The organism is Vibrio sp. 2-2(8), assembly GCF_963888495.1.
In the GTDB taxonomy this organism is placed as follows: domain Bacteria; phylum Pseudomonadota; class Gammaproteobacteria; order Enterobacterales; family Vibrionaceae; genus Vibrio; species Vibrio anguillarum.
Window position 1 is genome coordinate 153,713 of sequence record NZ_CAWPJM010000052.1, and the last position, 16,758, is coordinate 170,470.

The window sequence follows — 16,758 nt, forward strand, 5'->3', positions numbered from 1 at the left end:
TTTCGAATGACTAGATGAGCTCACGATTACGTGGAAAACATCACAACTCTTAGCATCAAATGCTGGCTTTTCAGCCAGCACACTCAGTTCAAGATAACCGCGATCAGTGAATTATTTATTGCCACGAACCAATGGCAAGTTCGCTTCATTCCAAGCTACAAGACCATTTTTCAGTAAATTCACATTCTCAAACCCAGCTTTAGCAAGCAGGTTGGCACTCTCTTGCGCGGTTTGACCCGTTTTACATACCACAATGATTGGGTCAGACTTGTGCTTTTCAAGGCTAGCCAAGTTACCGGATTTAATATCTGACGGTAAAATGTGAACCGCATCGGTAATATGGCCTTTTTTAAATTCATCTTTCGTGCGGATATCGACAACAACACCGTTTTCACGATTCATTAAAAGCGTCGTTTGTGAAGCGGTGATCTCTTTATAGGCTGCCGTGGTTGATTTCACGATGCTCATGATTAAGGCGACGAGAATACCTACCCATGCCAAAGATAGAATCATATTGTGTTGGAAAAATTCGATGTACTCTTGCATATTCTGTGCTCTTGCAATGTGGGCTTAAAATCAGACAAGGAGTATAACGAGGTTGTCAGCCAGACGCGAGGGCTTACATTGCATAATAAGAAACTGTTGCCGTTTTTCAGCGCGCTCATCGCACTACAAGCGCGCAATCCACATCAGCTTAAAAGCTTAAGCTATCGGAAAAGGAAAAGCCGTCACGTTATCAATATGATCTTGGCCTAACGCCAGCATAATCAAGCGATCAATACCAAGCGCCACTCCTGAACATTCAGGTAAGCCCGCCTCTAACGCTGCTATCAAGTGGTAGTCAATCGGCTGTTCAGCCAGCCCCATCGTTTTACGCTTTTGGTTATCCGCTTCAAAACGAGCCAGTTGCTCTTGTGGGTTGTCCAGCTCATGAAAACCATTCGCAAGTTCAATCCCTTTGAAATAGACCTCAAAGCGATCCGCAACACGATGATCTTGCGGGTTAATCTTAGCTAGTGCCGCTTGTGATGCAGGAAAATCGTAAACAAAAACGGGTACCTGTTGACCAATTTCCGCCTCAACACCGACACTAAATAGCAGTTGCAGTAAGGTATCTCTATCCTCTTCTGGCTCAGCAATGTCACTTAGACCTAATCGGCTCGCAGCCGCTTTTAACTCGTCCATTGAGCCTTCTAACGGACAAACCCCAAGTACCTGCAAAAATGCTTGTTGATAACTCATCTTCTGCGCCGCTCCACACTGCAAAATAAGTTGCAGCAATTGATCCATCTCATCCATTAAATCATGGTGAGTAAAACCAACCCGATACCACTCTAACATCGTAAATTCTGGGTTGTGATAGCGGCCATTTTCCTCGTTGCGAAACGCTTTATTGATCTGATAAATCGAACCACTCCCCGCCGCCAAAAGTCGTTTCATATGAAACTCCGGGCTTGTCATTAAATAAAGTTGACGGCCATCAGCATACCCTGGGCCAACAAATTGGGTTTGGAAGGTTTGCAAATGAATGTCGGTTACCGTGGCATGACTCATGGCTGGTGTATCGACTTCCAATACATCTCGTAGTTCAAAGAAATGGCGGATCTGCTTGAGTAACTGAGCACGCTGTTTGAGTTGTGATATTGATGCGGTTGGCATCCAGTTTTTTCTATTCATGTTCTGGCACACATAAGTTTGGATGATATGAATTTTACTGACTTAAAGCGCAATTCCAAATTCTAACGTGATTATTATCACACAAAGAAAAATAAGTATGCTCGCGCTTGCACTTCCGAAGCAAAAACCTAACAGAATCAATTTTTTCCTTACACAGCTCTTCTACACTACCCGTACCACTTAAGGCTTACGAACCTTTAACTATAACAAGCGGATTTTCCGCATCACACACCGGAGGATAACTGTGCAAATTATCACCACAGATATCGCAGTCATCGGCGCAGGCGGCGCTGGTCTTCGCACTGCAATTGCAGCCGCTGAAGCAAACCCTGATTTAGAAGTTGCTCTGATTTCTAAAGTTTATCCTATGCGATCTCATACGGTTGCAGCGGAAGGAGGCTCAGCAGCAGTTATCAAGGAAGAAGATAGCCTTGACAACCACTTCAACGATACCGTTGGTGGTGGAGATTGGCTATGTGAACAGGATGTTGTTGAATATTTTGTGGCCAACTCGACCCGCGAGATGGTGCAAATGGAACAGTGGGGTTGCCCATGGAGCCGTAAAGAAAATGGCGAAGTCAACGTACGCCGTTTTGGTGGCATGAAAGTCGAGCGTACTTGGTTTGCGGCTGACAAAACAGGCTTCCACATGCTTCACACCCTCTTCCAAACTTCAATGAAGTACCCACAAATCAATCGATTTGATGAGTATTTCGTGGTGGATCTACTTGTTGAAGATGGCGAAGTTCAAGGGCTTATCGCGATTCATATGTCCGAAGGTGAGCTAGTAACCATCAAAGCAAAATCTGTGGTATTAGCCACTGGTGGCGCGGGCCGTGTGTACCACTGCAACACCAACGGCGGCATTGTAACCGGCGATGGTATGGCGATGGCTTATCGTCATGGCGTCCCTCTACGCGATATGGAGTTCGTGCAATACCACCCAACTGGCCTACCTGGCACGGGTATTTTGATGACGGAAGGCTGCCGCGGTGAAGGTGGTATCATCGTCAATAAAAATGGCTATCGTTATCTGCAAGATTACGGTATGGGCCCAGAAACTCCGGTGGGTCAGCCTAAAAACAAATACATGGAACTCGGTCCTCGCGACAAAGTTTCTCAAGCTTTCTGGCATGAACAACAAAAAGGCAACACCATCAAACATCCGCTTGGTGATGTTGTGCTGCTTGATCTTCGCCACCTCGGTGAAGAGTACTTACAAGAGCGTTTGCCGTTTATCTGCGAATTGGCGAAAGCTTACGTCAACGTTGATCCAGCAAAAGAGCCGATCCCAATTCGCCCAACCGTACACTACACCATGGGTGGTATCGAAACGGACGGTCAGTGTGAAACGCGCATCAAAGGTCTGTTTGCTGTCGGCGAATGTGCCTCGGTTGGCTTGCATGGTGCAAACCGTTTGGGTTCTAACTCGTTAGCTGAATTTGTGGTCTTTGGCCGCGTTGCGGGTGAAAGTGCAGTGAAACGCGCAGCGGAATTCAAAGGTTGGAACGATGAATCTATCGCCAAACAAGTCAAAGCCGTAGAAGAGCGTATTGCAGCGTTAATGAACCAAGAAGGTGATGAAAACTGGGCCACCATTCGCACTGAGATGGGTCACACCATGGAAGCGGGTTGTGGTATCTACCGCCAAGAAGATTTAATGCAAGCGACGATTGATAAAATCACCGAGCTAAAAGCACGCTACAAGAACATTAGCATTAAAGATAAAGGCAAAGTCTTCAACACCGACCTTCTGTACGCTATCGAAGTCGGTTATGGCCTTGAAGTGGCTGAAGCTATGGTTCACTCAGCTATCTTGCGTAAAGAATCTCGCGGTGCGCATCAGCGGTTAGACGAAGGTTGTACTGAGCGTGATGATGTGAACTACCTCAAGCACTCTTTAGCTTTCTATCAACCAGATGCCGCTCCAAGTATCGACTACAGCGCGGTTAAGATCACGAAATCTCAGCCGAAAGCTCGTCTCTATGGTGAAGCGGCAGAACAGGCTGCCGCCGCGGAAAAAGCGGCAGAAGAGAAAAGCGCAGAGGAGCAAAAATAATGTCAGCAAATCGCATTCAAAAAGTAGACATTTTGCGCTACGACCCAGAAAAAGATGCTAAGCCACGCCTGCAAGCGTTTGAAGTTCCCTTTGATGACACCATGTCAGTGCTCGACGCGATTGGCTACATCAAAGATAACCTCGATAAGGATCTCTCTTATCGCTGGTCTTGCCGTATGGCGATCTGCGGTTCGTGTGGTGTGATGGTCAATGGCGTACCTAAATTGGCTTGTAAAAGCTTCCTGCGCGATTACCCTAATGGCGTGAAAATTGAACCTTTAGCCAACTTCCCAATTGAAAAAGATTTGATCGTGGATATGACTTCGTTTATCGAGCGTCTTGAAGCCATTAAACCCTACATCATTGGCAACGATCGCAAACCTGAAGATGGCACCAACTTACAAACGCCAGAGCAAATGGCCAAATACAAACAATTTGCTGGTTGTATTAACTGCGGTCTTTGCTACGCGGCCTGCCCTCAGTTTGGTTTGAACCCTGAGTTTATTGGCCCCGCAGCATTAACCCTTGCTCACCGCTACAACTTAGATAGCCGTGACCATGGTAAAGCCGAGCGTATGAAGCTTATCAATGGTGATAACGGTGCTTGGGGTTGTACCTTTGTTGGTTACTGCTCTGAAGTGTGTCCAAAACACGTTGACCCAGCGGCAGCCGTCAACCAAGGCAAAGTTGAATCTTCAATGGACTTCGTGATTGCCATGCTAAAACCTGACGGTTCACCAAAGAAAGTGGAGGGATAAGGATGAGTAACCGTAAACCTTACGTTCGTGAAATGACACGTACTTGGTGGAAAGATCACCCATTCTACCGCTTCTACATGTTGCGTGAAGCCACGGTACTGCCACTGATATTCTTTACCTTATTCCTTACCTTTGGCTTGGGCTGCTTGGTTAAAGGCCCTGAAGCATGGGAAGGCTGGCTAAGCTTTATGGCAAACCCAATTGTGGTCGCAATCAATATTGTCGCGTTAGCGGGGAGTTTGCTGCATGCACAAACCTTCTTTAGCATGATGCCTCAAGTGATGCCAATCCGCTTGAAGGGTAAGCTAATCGACAAGAAAATCATCGTATTAACTCAGTGGGCAGCGGTTGCGTTTATCTCACTGATTGTTCTCATCGTGGTGTAGGAGCTTATAGTCATGAACAACAATTATAAGGTAAATCGCACGCCAAAACGTTCTGATGAACCTATCTGGTGGGGGCTGTTTGGTGCCGGTGGAACATGGTTTGCGATGATTACCCCGATCACCATTCTCGTGTTGGGTATTTTAGCACCATTAGGCATTATCGATGCTGAAGCAATGAGTTATGAACGCGTTTCGAGTTTTGCAACTAGCATCATCGGCGCGCTGTTTATCATTGGCACATTAGCCTTACCGATGTGGCATGCCATGCACCGTGTCCATCACGGTATGCATGACCTAAAATTCCACACCGGTTTAGTGGGTAAAATCGCTTGTTATGCGTTTGCTGGGCTGATTTCCGCGCTCGCAGTCGTTTTTATCTTTATGATTTAAAGATAGAAAAGTGATGACATCAAAGAGCTGCCTCGGCAGCTCTTTTTTATTACGGCACTCACTCAGCTTTGGAGCAATAAAAAAGGCCGCTTACCGAGCGACCTTCTTACTTACTTTAAGGTGATTATTTGACTCGACCTACGTATTCACCAGAGCGGGTATCCACTTTGATCACTTCACCGATAGAGATGAACAGTGGCACACGTACCACAGCACCTGTGACCAACGTAGCGGGTTTACCACCCGTACCTTGCGTATCGCCTTTCAAGCCTGGATCAGTTTCAGCCACTTCAAGTTCAACAAAGTTTGGTGGCGTTACCGCAATTGGGTTACCGTTCCAAAGCGTCAACATGCAGGTGTTGTTTTCCACTAGCCATTTTGCGCTTTCACCCACCGCTTTATTATCCGCCGCAATTTGCTCGAATGTTTCATTATTCATAAAGTGGTAGAATTCGCCGTCGTTATAGAGATAATCAAGGTCGATATCCATTACGTCAGCCGTTTCTACTGAATCACCTGACTTAAATGTTTTTTCCAACACTTTGCCAGAAAGAAGTTTACGGATTTTGACACGGTTGAAGGCTTGGCCTTTACCTGGTTTCACATATTCATTTTCGAGAATGACACAAGGCTCATTATCAAGCATAATTTTGAGACCGCCTTTAAATTCATTCGTGCTAACAGTAGCCATTTTTTCCTCTTACCATTCTTCGAGTTAAATTCAATGCCGCATATAATAACCCGAAAACTTGATTCTGTTGAGCAAAACTGGCTTCAACAATTAACGAATGCGATCTCAAACCCTGCCGAGCTTCTCCAGCAGTTAGAGATTGATCCTGCACTTTGGCAAAACGGGTTTGCCGCACGCAAACTCTTCGCACTACGAGTGCCACAAAGTTTTGTCGATCGCATGGAAAAAGGAAACCCTTACGATCCCCTGTTGCGTCAAGTTTTACCACTCAATGAAGAGTTTGAATGGCATGATGGGTACTCAAATGATCCGCTTGATGAACAAAACAATGCCATTCCGGGATTGCTGCATAAATACCGCAACCGAGTGCTAATGATAGTCAAAGGTGGTTGTGCGATTAACTGCCGTTACTGCTTTCGTCGTCATTTCCCCTACCAAGAGAATAAAGGCTCAAAGCAGGTGTGGCAGCAAAGTGTCGACTATATTGCCGCGCATCCCGAACTCAATGAGGTCATTTTATCGGGCGGTGATCCGTTAATGGCAAAAGATGAAGAACTGCGTTGGCTCATCGATGCAATCAGCAGCGTGCCTCATATTAAACGGTTGCGTATTCACTCGCGCTTACCCGTGGTGATCCCCGCTCGAATCACCGATGCATTGTGTGATCTGCTGCGTGAAACTCGCTTACAAGTCATTTTGGTGACGCACATTAACCATGCCAATGAAATCAATCTAGAATTCAAACAGCAGATGAGTCGTCTGCGCGCCATCAATGTTACCTTACTCAACCAAGGTGTATTGTTAAAAGGTGTTAATGATAGCGTTGACGCGCAAGTCGCGCTCAGCGAAACGTTATTTGATGCAGGAATTTTGCCTTATTACTTGCATGTGCTGGATAAAGTGCAAGGCGCAGCGCACTTTTTTGTTAGTGATCAAAAAGCAAAAGAAATAATGGCAGGTGTCATTGAGCGAGTCTCGGGCTATCTTGTTGCTAAGCTAACTCGAGAAATCGGTGGCAGAGCCAGTAAAACGCCACTCGATCTGCATCTTGAGTAATTACAGAACTTCAAAAGAGCGGTTCGGTGTCAATCAACGAACTCTTACCTTCATACTTTTGGGAAAACCATCATGCAATCTCTCGGACAATTTCTTGATCTTAGTCCATTCAGTTGGTCTGCATTATTGTGCTGTGCTATCAATGGGTTACTGATTGGCGTTGAACGCCAAACCCGTGGTAAACCTGTGGGCATTCGCACATCAATATTAATCATCTCAGGGACTTATCTCTTTCTAGCGATGGCCGTATCACTGTCCCCTAACACCTTAGATCAAGCTCGCGTGCTTGGACAAATTATTACTGGGGTTGGTTTTTTAGGCGCAGGCGTGATGATGACTCAAGATGGGAAAATCCATGGCGTCACTTCAGCCGCTGTTATTTGGGTACTGGCATCACTGGGATTGATGATCGGTCTTGGTTACTTACAGCAATCCATCATTATCACGGTATTAGCATTGTGTGTGTTGTATGGCGTGGATAAGGTAGAAAATAGCTTTCAAAGTTTGCGCCGTGGTGTCCATCAACGCTTTCGTCGTCGTACATAAGGTGAAAAAAGAGCAGCTTGATGCTGCTCTTTCGATTTCAATTCATCGGCTATTTAGCAAAGTTGATGATAGGAAAACACTTAAAGAAACCGTTATCCGCACAGTTAATTAGACCGACCTGAACACCTTCAATTTTTGTGGTTTTGTTGAACAAACCCACTTGCACTTTCGATGTATCAGAGAAGTTTGCTGCACCAACATCAACCATGGTATTACCTTCAGAGTAGTTCACTAGACTGACGTTAGCACCTTGTACATTGTTGGTCAGATTCACTACACCCACGTTAGCACCCACGGTTTGCCCTGTATTCCAGTTTAACAAACCGAGTGAAGCACCAGTCATCTCTTGATTGACTTTCGATGCCCCTAAAAGACCTAAATTTACACCCGTCGTAGAGTCAGTTTCAGATAATCCAACAACGGCGAGATCTAAGCCTTTAACTTCATTCACTTTACCGTAAAGAGCCGCAACACGAACACCTGATACCGCATTTTCATCCGGCGCATTGAAGTTATTGATGGAAGAAAACATAACTGGAGTGCCAGCCATCGCAACAGAAGAAGATAACGCAGCCACTACGGCTAGTGCTGAAAGTATTTTTTTCATAAAGATCTCCATTGACCAATGAAACCGTTAATATTGGGTTTGTTCACGCTATTTCACTCACATCATCACCAAATTGTGATCAGTGAAGAGACGAAGTCTAGAAGAGTCGGATCACTCAAACGTCAGGATTGAGCTAATTATGCGAAAAAAAAACCGGAGGCAAGCTCCGGTTTCTTATTGAGAGAGGATGATTACATCATCCCTCCCATACCGCCCATGCCGCCCATATCAGGCATTGCCGCTTCTTTCTTCGGTAGCTCAGTCACCATAGCTTCTGTGGTGATCATAAGGCCCGCGACTGAAGCTGCGAACTGTAGCGCACTACGAGTCACTTTGGTTGGATCCAAAATACCCATGTCGATCATATCGCCATATTCACCCGTCGCAGCGTTGTAACCATAGTTACCTTCACCAGCGCGAACATTGTTAGCCACAACAGAATCCTCTTCGCCCGCGTTTTTCACGATTTGACGAATTGGTGCTTCCATCGCACGTAGTGCAACACGAATACCTACGTTTTGCTCTTCGTTGTCACCTTCAAGGCCCGCAACTTTAGCAGCCGCACGGATCAGTGCAACACCACCACCCGCAACCACGCCTTCTTCAACGGCTGCGCGAGTTGCATGCAGTGCATCTTCTACGCGATCTTTCTTCTCTTTCATTTCAACTTCAGTGGTTGCACCGACTTTGATCACTGCAACGCCACCTGCCAGTTTGGCCACGCGCTCTTGTAGTTTTTCTTTGTCGTAATCTGAAGTTGCGTCTTCAATTTGTTGACGAATTTGTGCAACGCGACCTTTAATGGCTTGCTCTTCACCTGCACCATCAATGATGGTGGTGTTTTCTTTAGTGATAGAGATGCGCTTCGCTTGGCCTAGATCTTCCAAGGTCACTTTTTCAAGCTCAAGACCGATCTCTTCAGAAATCACAGTACCGCCCGTTAGGGTAGCAATGTCTTGTAGCATCGCTTTACGGCGATCACCAAAACCAGGTGCTTTCACGGCAGCAACTTTTACAATGCCACGCATGTTGTTCACAACCAGCGTCGCCAATGCTTCACCTTCAACATCTTCCGCCACAATCAGTAGTGGACGAGAAGCTTTTGCTACCGCTTCAAGTGCAGGAAGCAGTTCGCGAATGTTAGAAATTTTCTTATCAACCAATAGGATGAATGGGCTATCTAGATCAACACTGCCCGCTTCTTGGTTATTAATGAAGTAAGGAGATAGGTAACCACGATCAAACTGCATACCTTCCACTACATCGAGTTCATCTTGCAGTGCTTGGCCTTCTTCAACAGTGATAACGCCATCTCGGCCCACTTTTTCCATCGCTTCAGCAATGATGTTACCCACGCTTGAATCCGAGTTCGCAGAAATAGTACCCACTTGCGCAATCGCTTTAGTGTCTGAACAAGGTACTGAAAGCTCTTTCAACGCTTCAACCGCCGCCACGACAGCTTTGTCGATGCCACGCTTAAGATCCATTGGGTTCATACCCGCTGCTACAGCTTTCAAGCCTTCAGTGATGATCGCTTGCGCTAATACCGTTGCGGTTGTCGTTCCGTCACCCGCGGCATCGTTAGCTTGAGAAGCAACTTCTTTCACCATTTGTGCACCCATGTTCTGGAATTTGTCTTCCAGTTCAATTTCACGCGCAACAGTGACACCATCTTTGGTGATAATAGGTGAACCAAACGATTTATCTATCACAACGTTACGGCCTTTAGGGCCAAGGGTGACTTTTACTGCATCGGCTAGAATATTAACGCCTTCTAGCATTTTAATACGTGCATCGTTACCAAATTTAACGTCTTTAGCAGCCATCTTTAATTTCCTTTTCTAAATTCTGTTTTAATCAATCGTTTTTGAATCAGAGCAAAAATTACTCAATGCTTACTCGACAATCGCCATGATGTCGTTTTCAGACATAATGAGCACTTCTTTACCGTCGATCTTTTCCGTTTTAGTACCGTAGCTTTCTGCAAAAATAACCGTATCACCTACTTTGACATCCAGCGGTTGTACCGAACCATTTTCAAGGATTCGGCCTTTGCCTACTGCTAAGATGACGCCGCGAGTCGATTTCTCTGCAGCGGAACCTGTTAGAACAATGCCACCAGCAGATTTAGATTCAACTTCTTGGCGTTCAACGATAACTCGGTCGTGTAATGGACGAATGTTCATCGGTCGTCTCTCCTGATTAGATTTTCCGTTAGGTTTATGAAAAGGCTGATTACTCAGCTCGTGAGTGATATGTGGGGGAGCAAGCAAGGGATCCCAAGGGGGGAAAGCGAAAATTTTGTGATCTATTTAACGAATTGATAGCGAATCTTGGTTCTGTGCTGACAAAAGTTACTAGCGGCTCATCCTGTATAGTCAATAATTTGCTTTATTAAGCTGCTTCTTCATAATAGATAAGGCAAACAGAGGAATGCGATGAAAACCATTGACCGAATACTTCAAACCATCAAACGCGATGGAGCGGTAACCGCTAAACGACTGGCCGACGACCTAGGTATTACCACCATGGGGGCTCGCCAGCACCTACAAAGTTTGGAAGATGATGGCATTGTGGCGTTTCATGATGTCAAAGTAAAAGTCGGACGCCCTACTCGACACTGGTCTTTGACACAACAAGGCCACGACCAATTTGCTGATCGGCATGGCGAGTTAATCATCCAAGTGATTGATGCTGTTGAGCACCTTTTTGGTAAAGAAGGACTAGCCAAAGTGGCGGCAGAGCGTGAAGCTCACACATTAGCACAGTATCAACAAGCATTAATTGATTGCCACAGTTTAGAAGAAAAACTAGCTAAGCTAGTGACGCTTCGTGAGCAAGAAGGCTATATGGCAGAGCTCATACCATCAACGAACGGTTACACTTTAATTGAGAACCATTGCCCTATCTGTAAAGCTGCGGCACGCTGCCCTAACCTGTGCCAATCTGAACTTAATATTTTCCAAACGTTGATCGGTGAGCAGTATGTAGTTGAACGGAGCGAACACATCATTATGGGTGAGCGTCGCTGCCGTTATCAAATCACACCACGCTAAGATCGTCTCATTAGTAAGAAATGGCGATTTCGTTCCAACTCCTACCTTATTGATCGGTTATGCTTTCATTGTGTTGATAAAATAATCAACAGAGAAATAGTGTAAAGGAGAAAGATATGGAGCCCCCTCAAAAACAGGCCTTACCTTCTTTTGATGAGTTGGTTGAACTTGCCAAACATAATCCAGATGCCTTTACGCAACTGAAAAAAGATATCTGTGAAGAGATGATCCTCTCCTCTTCCAACAACATGCAAGACAGGTTATGGGCTCAGCAAAGTCACATTGACTTGGTGGTGAGCCAATGCAAAAACCCTGTCCATGCTAATGTTATGCTGATGCGTGAGCTCGGCGAACAGATGATGAAATTTAGAAATGCCTTAGATGGCGAATCGGCGCGCACTCAACCGAGCGCGACCATCATTCCATTTGTGCCGCGCCACAGCGACTGGCGTTAACCTCGCTATTTGAAGCTTTTTAAAACAACAGGAGGCATTGGCCTCCTGTTGTTTCATCAATTTTTTTCTATCAAGTTTACTCTGGTTCAGGTCCGTAGCGGTTGCGGCTTTGCGTTCCCTTCATAAAACCACATTCGACTAAAATCCATGAGCCACAAACCAGTGCGACCAGCGATACCAATGACTCTGTCATACTGGCTTGAGTGGCAATCTCGGCACTGGCAAAAGGCATACTCATACGGCCTATCACCAAAGGGACATTAAGCAATAACCACCAAGCAGACTTATCTCTGTCATGCCAACGTTTTACCGTGATGGCCAAATCAGGCAGTAACACCACTAGCAAAAACAGCGGCAAGATCAGGTGCGTATAGGCAGGAAACATTTGGTTTGCAGCGAGTGCGAAGCCCATAATGGACGCGTAATAACAGAGATTCCACATCCAAAATACTTTGCGCCCGATGCGTCCTTGAAATGAAAATAGCAGTTCTTTAATCGACATTTTGTTACCTAAAATGGTTAATTTACAACCTTTTGGAAGCAATCTTTATCCATATCACGCACATTCACGGTCAGACTCCTGACTTGACTAGCTTGCTGTTGCAATACCGCCATTAATTGACGTGACAACTCTCTTTTTTGTTCAGGTGTCCGCCCTGACAGCAAATCAAAGCTGAGGTGAATAAAATCAACACTGTCGCCTTCTTCACCAATACACCAATGGTGGCAGCGTAGCGCCCGTGATTTCACTGAGTCAGCGTCAAATAATCCGCAGCGAAGTGCGACTTGGTGAAGATCTTCCAATAACCCTTGAACATTCACACGCTCATCCACAGAGTTCGAGTATTCCATAACAAGGTTGGGCATACGAATTCCTTTTCTTCATTCATGATCAAATTTCAACACTGGTGAGCCTTATTGGTATCACTAGCTTTTCTTTTAACAGCCACTAATAGCAATTAATCTCGTAAAATCCGAGCCATTATCGGCTATTCTGTCTATCTGATCACTGATAAGGGGTGTCACGCATTGCTTAAGATCCCATAAAGTCATGACTCGAATCATGATCTGACCGATTTTATCTGTTATATTCTTTCGCAATCACGTTTATTTTTGACATTCATTCATTTTAACTTTGATAGATAATGGAGATATTCCTATGCGTCATCCTGTAGTTATGGGTAACTGGAAACTAAACGGCAGCAAAGAGATGGTTGTTGAGCTGCTAAATGGTCTGAATGCAGAGCTTGAAGGCGTAACGGGTGTTGACGTAGCCGTTGCTCCACCAGCACTTTTTATTGACCTAGCAGAGCGCACTCTGACCGATGCGGGTAGCGCGATCATTCTGGGTGCCCAAAACAGCGACGTACACAACAGTGGCGCATTCACTGGCGATATGTCTCCAGCAATGCTGAAAGAATTCGGTGCAACACACATCATCATTGGTCACTCTGAGCGTCGTGAATACCACAACGAATCCGATGAATTTGTGGCGCAAAAATTTGCATTCCTAAAAGAAAATGGCCTAACACCAGTACTTTGTATCGGTGAATCTGAAGCACAAAACGAAGCTGGCGAAACAGTAGCCGTATGTGCACGTCAACTTGACGCTGTGATCAACACTCAAGGTGTTGAAGCGCTAGAAGGTGCGATCATCGCTTACGAACCAATCTGGGCGATCGGCACAGGTAAAGCAGCAACAGCAGATGATGCTCAACGTATTCACGCCGCTATTCGCGCGCACATTGCTGCAAAATCAGAAGCAGTCGCGAAGAATGTCGTTATCCAATACGGCGGTTCTGTAAAACCTGAAAACGCAGCAGCTTACTTCGCACAACCAGACATTGATGGTGCTCTAGTTGGCGGCGCGGCACTTGATGCGAAAAGCTTTGCAGCTATCGCAAAAGCAGCAGCTGAAGCGAAAAAAGCGTAATTATTCACACTAATTATCGTTAAGAAGGTCAGCATTTGCTGGCCTTTTTTGTTTCTTCACTCTCGTCACACTTCCCATCCTAGCAGCTATAGTCGCGATCGCCAGAATCAAGTATCCTAACGTTTTGCTTAACCTACGTTGCCAGTAATGCACGATAAACACGGCCTATTAACCGCCCCAATTCCAAATGTGCTCACTCAAATGACGATCCCAATGATTTTTGGTTTGATCGCGATTTTGATGTTTAACTTGGTCGACACCTTTTTTATCTCACTGCTGGGCACCGAATCTCTTGCCGCCATCAGTTTTACCTTTCCCGTCACCTTTGCGGTCAACTGCATTACCATGGGAATTGGTATTGGACTTTCGACGAGTATTGGCCGCTTACTCGGTCAAGGTGACGCTAAGAATGCGGCACGTTTTTCTAGTCATGGCGTGTTGCTGGCTGTGGTGCTGGTGACATTCGCTTCAATTCTGGGGTTACTGACCATTAAGCCACTCTTCCTACTGCTTGGTGCCACTGACGATTTAATCCCTTTGATTGAGCAATACATGCAGGTTTGGTATTTGACCATTCCTTTGCTCGTTATTCCCATGGCTGGTAACAGTGCAATTCGAGCCACAGGTGATACTAAAACGCCGGCTAAAATTATGATGATCGCAGGTTGTATTAACGGTCTGCTCGATCCGATGCTGATTTTTGGTTATGGCCCTTTCCCTGAATTAGGAATCCAAGGTGCTGCTATTGCCAGTGCATTCAGTTGGTTAGGCGCACTGTGCGGATCGCTATATGTCTTAATCAAAAGAGAAAAATTATTGGCATGGCCGTATTTTCCTACTTTATGGCATGATTGGCAGCAGATCTTAAAAGTGGGCACACCAGCGGCACTCTCCAATGCAATGAATCCACTCTCTGGTGCGCTATTAATGATAATGCTGGCAAGCCATGGCACGGCTGCCGTGGCCGCTTACGGCGCCGCGCAGCGTATTGAGTCGATACTCATTTTGGTCTTGATGTCACTAACCTCAGCACTGACTCCCTTTATGGCACAAAACATCGGCGCAAAAAACATTGAGCGTAGCTTTGCTGGCCTGTTCCTAAGCATGCGTTTTTCTATCGTATTTCAATTGATAATTTTTGCGATGATGGTACCGCTGAGCATCCCTTTGTCAGCCCTATTTTCTCAAGAGCCCTCGGTGCGCGATCTATTGTGGCACTATTTGCTGGTGGTGCCACTGAGCTATGGCTTTCAAGGCATTGTGATGATGCTTGTCTCTGGATTGAATGCATTGCATCAACCCATGCGCGCCTTTCAGTGGAGCGTGATGCGGCTATTTGTGTTCACTCTTCCCGCCGCGTGGTTAGGTTCGTATCTCTATGATGTCGAAGGGCTGTTTATCGGGATTGCCGCAGGCAATACCTTAGGTGGGCTGCTGGGTTATTACTACGCCCTGCGTCTAAAACGAACTTACCTGTTTCGCTAATGCTACCATTTATCTGGTTGAGCACGTCGTGGTGAACTAAATATAAAAAAGCCAGCATTCATGCTGGCTTTATCACTTAGAAACATCGCCTTTCAGCGCGAGAAACTACTCTTCAATCTCGTCAAGGTCATCATCTAAGTCCATATCCACATTTAAAGGCTCAGGAGATAAAATAATACCCGTATTATCAGCGTACAAATAATCTTCAGGTAGGAAAGTGACGCCACCAAAATTGACAGGCACATCCACTTCACCGATACCTTGATTGGATGCTCCAACAGGAATAGAGGCGAGCGCTTGAATGCCGATGCTCATCTCTTCGAGTTCATCCACTTCACGGACACAACCGTAAACAACGATGCCTTCCCACTCATTTTCTTCAGCAAGAGCGGCCAATTCTGCATCAATCAGCGCACGGCGCAGTGAACCACCACCATCAATTAACAGCACCCGTCCTAGCCCATCTTGCTCTAATACTTCACGGATTAAGCCATTATCTTCAAAACATTTAATCGTCGTAAGCTGGCCAGCAAAGGATGCGCTTCCACCAAAGTTACTAAACATTGGCTCCACCACATCGACTTGGTCGAGATAAATATCACATAACGCAGAGGTGTTGTATTCCATAATGGTTCTTCTCTTGCCGAAAATTATCTTCACCGAGTATATAGGGTCATTAAGTCATTGCAATGACAAGCGACAATTAACTCGTCAGAGTTTGAGCTATAACAATTCCAACAAACAACAAGTTGGTGATCAGTGAACATTTGACGATAGCGGGCATCATAGGTGCTATCTGCGCAGGTTGATCACTCACCCACACCGCTTTACTGTGTTTTACCACTACCACAATGCTCAACAAAAAGGGCAAACTTATCCACGTTGGGCTGCTTTGCATCACTAAATACCAAGCAAAAGCGATTACCGCACCCGCCAATAGCATAAAGTGATATTGCTTGGCACGCGTTTGCCCAAGACGTACGGCAACGGTTTTTTTACCGCAAACTGCATCATTTTCAATATCACGCATATTGTTGACATTGAGCACAGCGACCGCCAATAAGCCACAGCCTAACGCGGGTAAGAACAGGCTCGGTTCCACATGGCCGGTATGCAAGAAATAGGTTCCAGACACCCCAAGTAAACCAAAGAAAATGAATACGGATAAATCACCTAAGCCGACATAGCCGTAGGGTTTGTTACCGACCGTGTAAGCAATCGCAGCCACAATAGCGAGCACGCCCAGCCCGACAAAAGCCAGAATACTTTGCACGCTATCCAGTGCATAAAAAATCAACACCAAACCCGAGATAACCGTCAATGTGATGTTAATCAGCATCGCTTGCTTCATATCATCGAGCGTCACCGCACCGGATTGAATCGCTCTGATTGGCCCTAAGCGAGCCTCATTATCCGTGCCCTTGACCGCATCACCATAATCATTTGCAAGGTTGGATAAGATTTGTAATAAAGTTGCGGTAAGCAGAGCAAGCAGCGCTACTGGCAACGAAAAATGGCCCGATGAGAAAGCTAACGCGCTGCCCGTTAAAATAGAAACTAGCGCGAGAGGGAGCGTTTTAGGCCTGGCCGCATCAAGCCAGATATGGAGCGAATTCTTCATGCAAGGTCACTGCCGTTCAAAAAAGGGGTCAGTATATA

Annotated in this window: 20 protein-coding genes; 10 read left to right on the top strand and 10 right to left on the bottom strand. The window is 45.7% G+C overall.

Annotation, left to right across the window (positions count from 1 at the left end; genetic code table 11):
* Window positions 1–111: 111 nt before the first annotated feature.
* Together AACV12_RS14870 and epmA are read right to left on the bottom strand one after the other, a co-directional pair.
* Entirely contained in the window at window positions 112–546 is a 435-nt protein-coding gene (locus tag AACV12_RS14870) for a rhodanese-like domain-containing protein (RefSeq protein WP_010317649.1), read from the bottom strand.
* 156 nt (window positions 547–702) lie between these two features.
* On the bottom strand, window positions 703–1,677 hold the full coding sequence (gene epmA / locus AACV12_RS14875) for an elongation factor P--(R)-beta-lysine ligase (RefSeq protein ID WP_170900638.1): 975 nt from the start codon (window positions 1,675–1,677) through the stop codon (window positions 703–705).
* Between the two features lie 244 nt (window positions 1,678–1,921).
* Between epmA and frdA the strand changes: the two genes are divergently transcribed.
* Genes frdA through frdD form a run of 4 tightly spaced genes read left to right on the top strand, consistent with a single transcriptional unit; the run spans window position 1,922 to window position 5,270 of the window.
* Complete coding sequence (frdA, locus tag AACV12_RS14880; RefSeq protein WP_013855868.1) at window positions 1,922–3,736, top strand: fumarate reductase (quinol) flavoprotein subunit; 1,815 nt, start codon at window positions 1,922–1,924, stop codon at window positions 3,734–3,736.
* The gene (locus tag AACV12_RS14885; RefSeq protein WP_017046770.1) at window positions 3,736–4,494 is read left to right on the top strand and encodes a succinate dehydrogenase/fumarate reductase iron-sulfur subunit; all 759 of its coding nucleotides are present in this window, start codon (window positions 3,736–3,738) and stop codon (window positions 4,492–4,494) included. Before frdA ends, AACV12_RS14885 begins: the two co-directional genes overlap by 1 nt.
* A gap of 2 nt (window positions 4,495–4,496) precedes the next feature.
* Window positions 4,497–4,880, top strand: coding sequence for a fumarate reductase subunit FrdC (frdC, locus tag AACV12_RS14890; RefSeq protein ID WP_017043204.1), 384 nt, complete (start codon window positions 4,497–4,499; stop codon window positions 4,878–4,880).
* A 12-nt stretch (window positions 4,881–4,892) separates the two neighbouring features.
* Complete coding sequence (gene frdD, locus AACV12_RS14895; protein WP_010317640.1) at window positions 4,893–5,270, top strand: fumarate reductase subunit FrdD; 378 nt, start codon at window positions 4,893–4,895, stop codon at window positions 5,268–5,270.
* Between the two features lie 124 nt (window positions 5,271–5,394).
* Here frdD and efp read toward each other — a convergent pair whose 3' ends face one another.
* Window positions 5,395–5,961, bottom strand: a complete 567-nt coding sequence (gene efp / locus AACV12_RS14900) for an elongation factor P (protein WP_017043203.1) — start codon at window positions 5,959–5,961, stop codon at window positions 5,395–5,397.
* Window positions 5,962–5,994: 33 nt separating this feature from the next.
* Between efp and epmB the strand changes: the two genes are divergently transcribed.
* Together epmB and AACV12_RS14910 are read left to right on the top strand one after the other, a co-directional pair.
* The gene (gene epmB / locus AACV12_RS14905; RefSeq protein WP_019282863.1) at window positions 5,995–7,017 is read left to right on the top strand and encodes an EF-P beta-lysylation protein EpmB; all 1,023 of its coding nucleotides are present in this window, start codon (window positions 5,995–5,997) and stop codon (window positions 7,015–7,017) included.
* A 72-nt stretch (window positions 7,018–7,089) separates the two neighbouring features.
* The gene (locus AACV12_RS14910; RefSeq protein WP_013855863.1) at window positions 7,090–7,563 is read left to right on the top strand and encodes an MgtC/SapB family protein; all 474 of its coding nucleotides are present in this window, start codon (window positions 7,090–7,092) and stop codon (window positions 7,561–7,563) included.
* A 49-nt stretch (window positions 7,564–7,612) separates the two neighbouring features.
* Here the strand turns inward: AACV12_RS14910 and AACV12_RS14915 are convergent, their stop codons facing one another.
* The 3 genes from AACV12_RS14915 to AACV12_RS14925 all read right to left on the bottom strand — a co-directional run bounded on the left by AACV12_RS14915 (window position 7,613) and on the right by AACV12_RS14925 (window position 10,356).
* Window positions 7,613–8,170, bottom strand: a complete 558-nt coding sequence (locus AACV12_RS14915; protein WP_170900640.1) for a VC2662 family protein — start codon at window positions 8,168–8,170, stop codon at window positions 7,613–7,615.
* A 191-nt stretch (window positions 8,171–8,361) separates the two neighbouring features.
* Window positions 8,362–9,996, bottom strand: a complete 1,635-nt coding sequence (groL, locus tag AACV12_RS14920; RefSeq protein ID WP_013855861.1) for a chaperonin GroEL — start codon at window positions 9,994–9,996, stop codon at window positions 8,362–8,364.
* Window positions 9,997–10,065: 69 nt separating this feature from the next.
* The gene (locus tag AACV12_RS14925; RefSeq protein ID WP_010317634.1) at window positions 10,066–10,356 is read right to left on the bottom strand and encodes a co-chaperone GroES; all 291 of its coding nucleotides are present in this window, start codon (window positions 10,354–10,356) and stop codon (window positions 10,066–10,068) included.
* 252 nt (window positions 10,357–10,608) lie between these two features.
* On the opposite strand from AACV12_RS14925, the gene AACV12_RS14930 reads away from it, so the two are divergent.
* Both AACV12_RS14930 and AACV12_RS14935 read left to right on the top strand, forming a co-directional pair.
* Entirely contained in the window at window positions 10,609–11,226 is a 618-nt protein-coding gene (locus AACV12_RS14930; RefSeq protein WP_017043200.1) for a helix-turn-helix transcriptional regulator, read from the top strand.
* Window positions 11,227–11,342: 116 nt separating this feature from the next.
* On the top strand, window positions 11,343–11,681 hold the full coding sequence (locus AACV12_RS14935; protein WP_013855858.1) for a DUF3135 domain-containing protein: 339 nt from the start codon (window positions 11,343–11,345) through the stop codon (window positions 11,679–11,681).
* 76 nt (window positions 11,682–11,757) lie between these two features.
* Here the strand turns inward: AACV12_RS14935 and AACV12_RS14940 are convergent, their stop codons facing one another.
* Complete coding sequence (locus AACV12_RS14940) at window positions 11,758–12,183, bottom strand: DUF805 domain-containing protein (protein WP_029190043.1); 426 nt, start codon at window positions 12,181–12,183, stop codon at window positions 11,758–11,760.
* Between the two features lie 17 nt (window positions 12,184–12,200).
* Complete coding sequence (locus tag AACV12_RS14945; protein WP_017043199.1) at window positions 12,201–12,548, bottom strand: 5-carboxymethyl-2-hydroxymuconate Delta-isomerase; 348 nt, start codon at window positions 12,546–12,548, stop codon at window positions 12,201–12,203.
* 292 nt (window positions 12,549–12,840) lie between these two features.
* On the opposite strand from AACV12_RS14945, the gene tpiA reads away from it, so the two are divergent.
* Together tpiA and AACV12_RS14955 are read left to right on the top strand one after the other, a co-directional pair.
* Window positions 12,841–13,614: a triose-phosphate isomerase gene (gene tpiA / locus AACV12_RS14950; RefSeq protein ID WP_026027419.1), complete on the top strand. Its 774-nt coding sequence runs from the start codon at window positions 12,841–12,843 to the stop codon at window positions 13,612–13,614.
* A 147-nt stretch (window positions 13,615–13,761) separates the two neighbouring features.
* Window positions 13,762–15,099, top strand: coding sequence for an MATE family efflux transporter (locus tag AACV12_RS14955; protein WP_170900642.1), 1,338 nt, complete (start codon window positions 13,762–13,764; stop codon window positions 15,097–15,099).
* Window positions 15,100–15,204: 105 nt separating this feature from the next.
* Here the strand turns inward: AACV12_RS14955 and rraA are convergent, their stop codons facing one another.
* Both rraA and AACV12_RS14965 read right to left on the bottom strand, forming a co-directional pair.
* Window positions 15,205–15,726, bottom strand: coding sequence for a ribonuclease E activity regulator RraA (gene rraA, locus AACV12_RS14960; RefSeq protein ID WP_026027418.1), 522 nt, complete (start codon window positions 15,724–15,726; stop codon window positions 15,205–15,207).
* Window positions 15,727–15,802: 76 nt separating this feature from the next.
* On the bottom strand, window positions 15,803–16,720 hold the full coding sequence (locus AACV12_RS14965; RefSeq protein WP_017043197.1) for a 1,4-dihydroxy-2-naphthoate polyprenyltransferase: 918 nt from the start codon (window positions 16,718–16,720) through the stop codon (window positions 15,803–15,805).
* Window positions 16,721–16,758 lie beyond the last annotated feature (38 nt).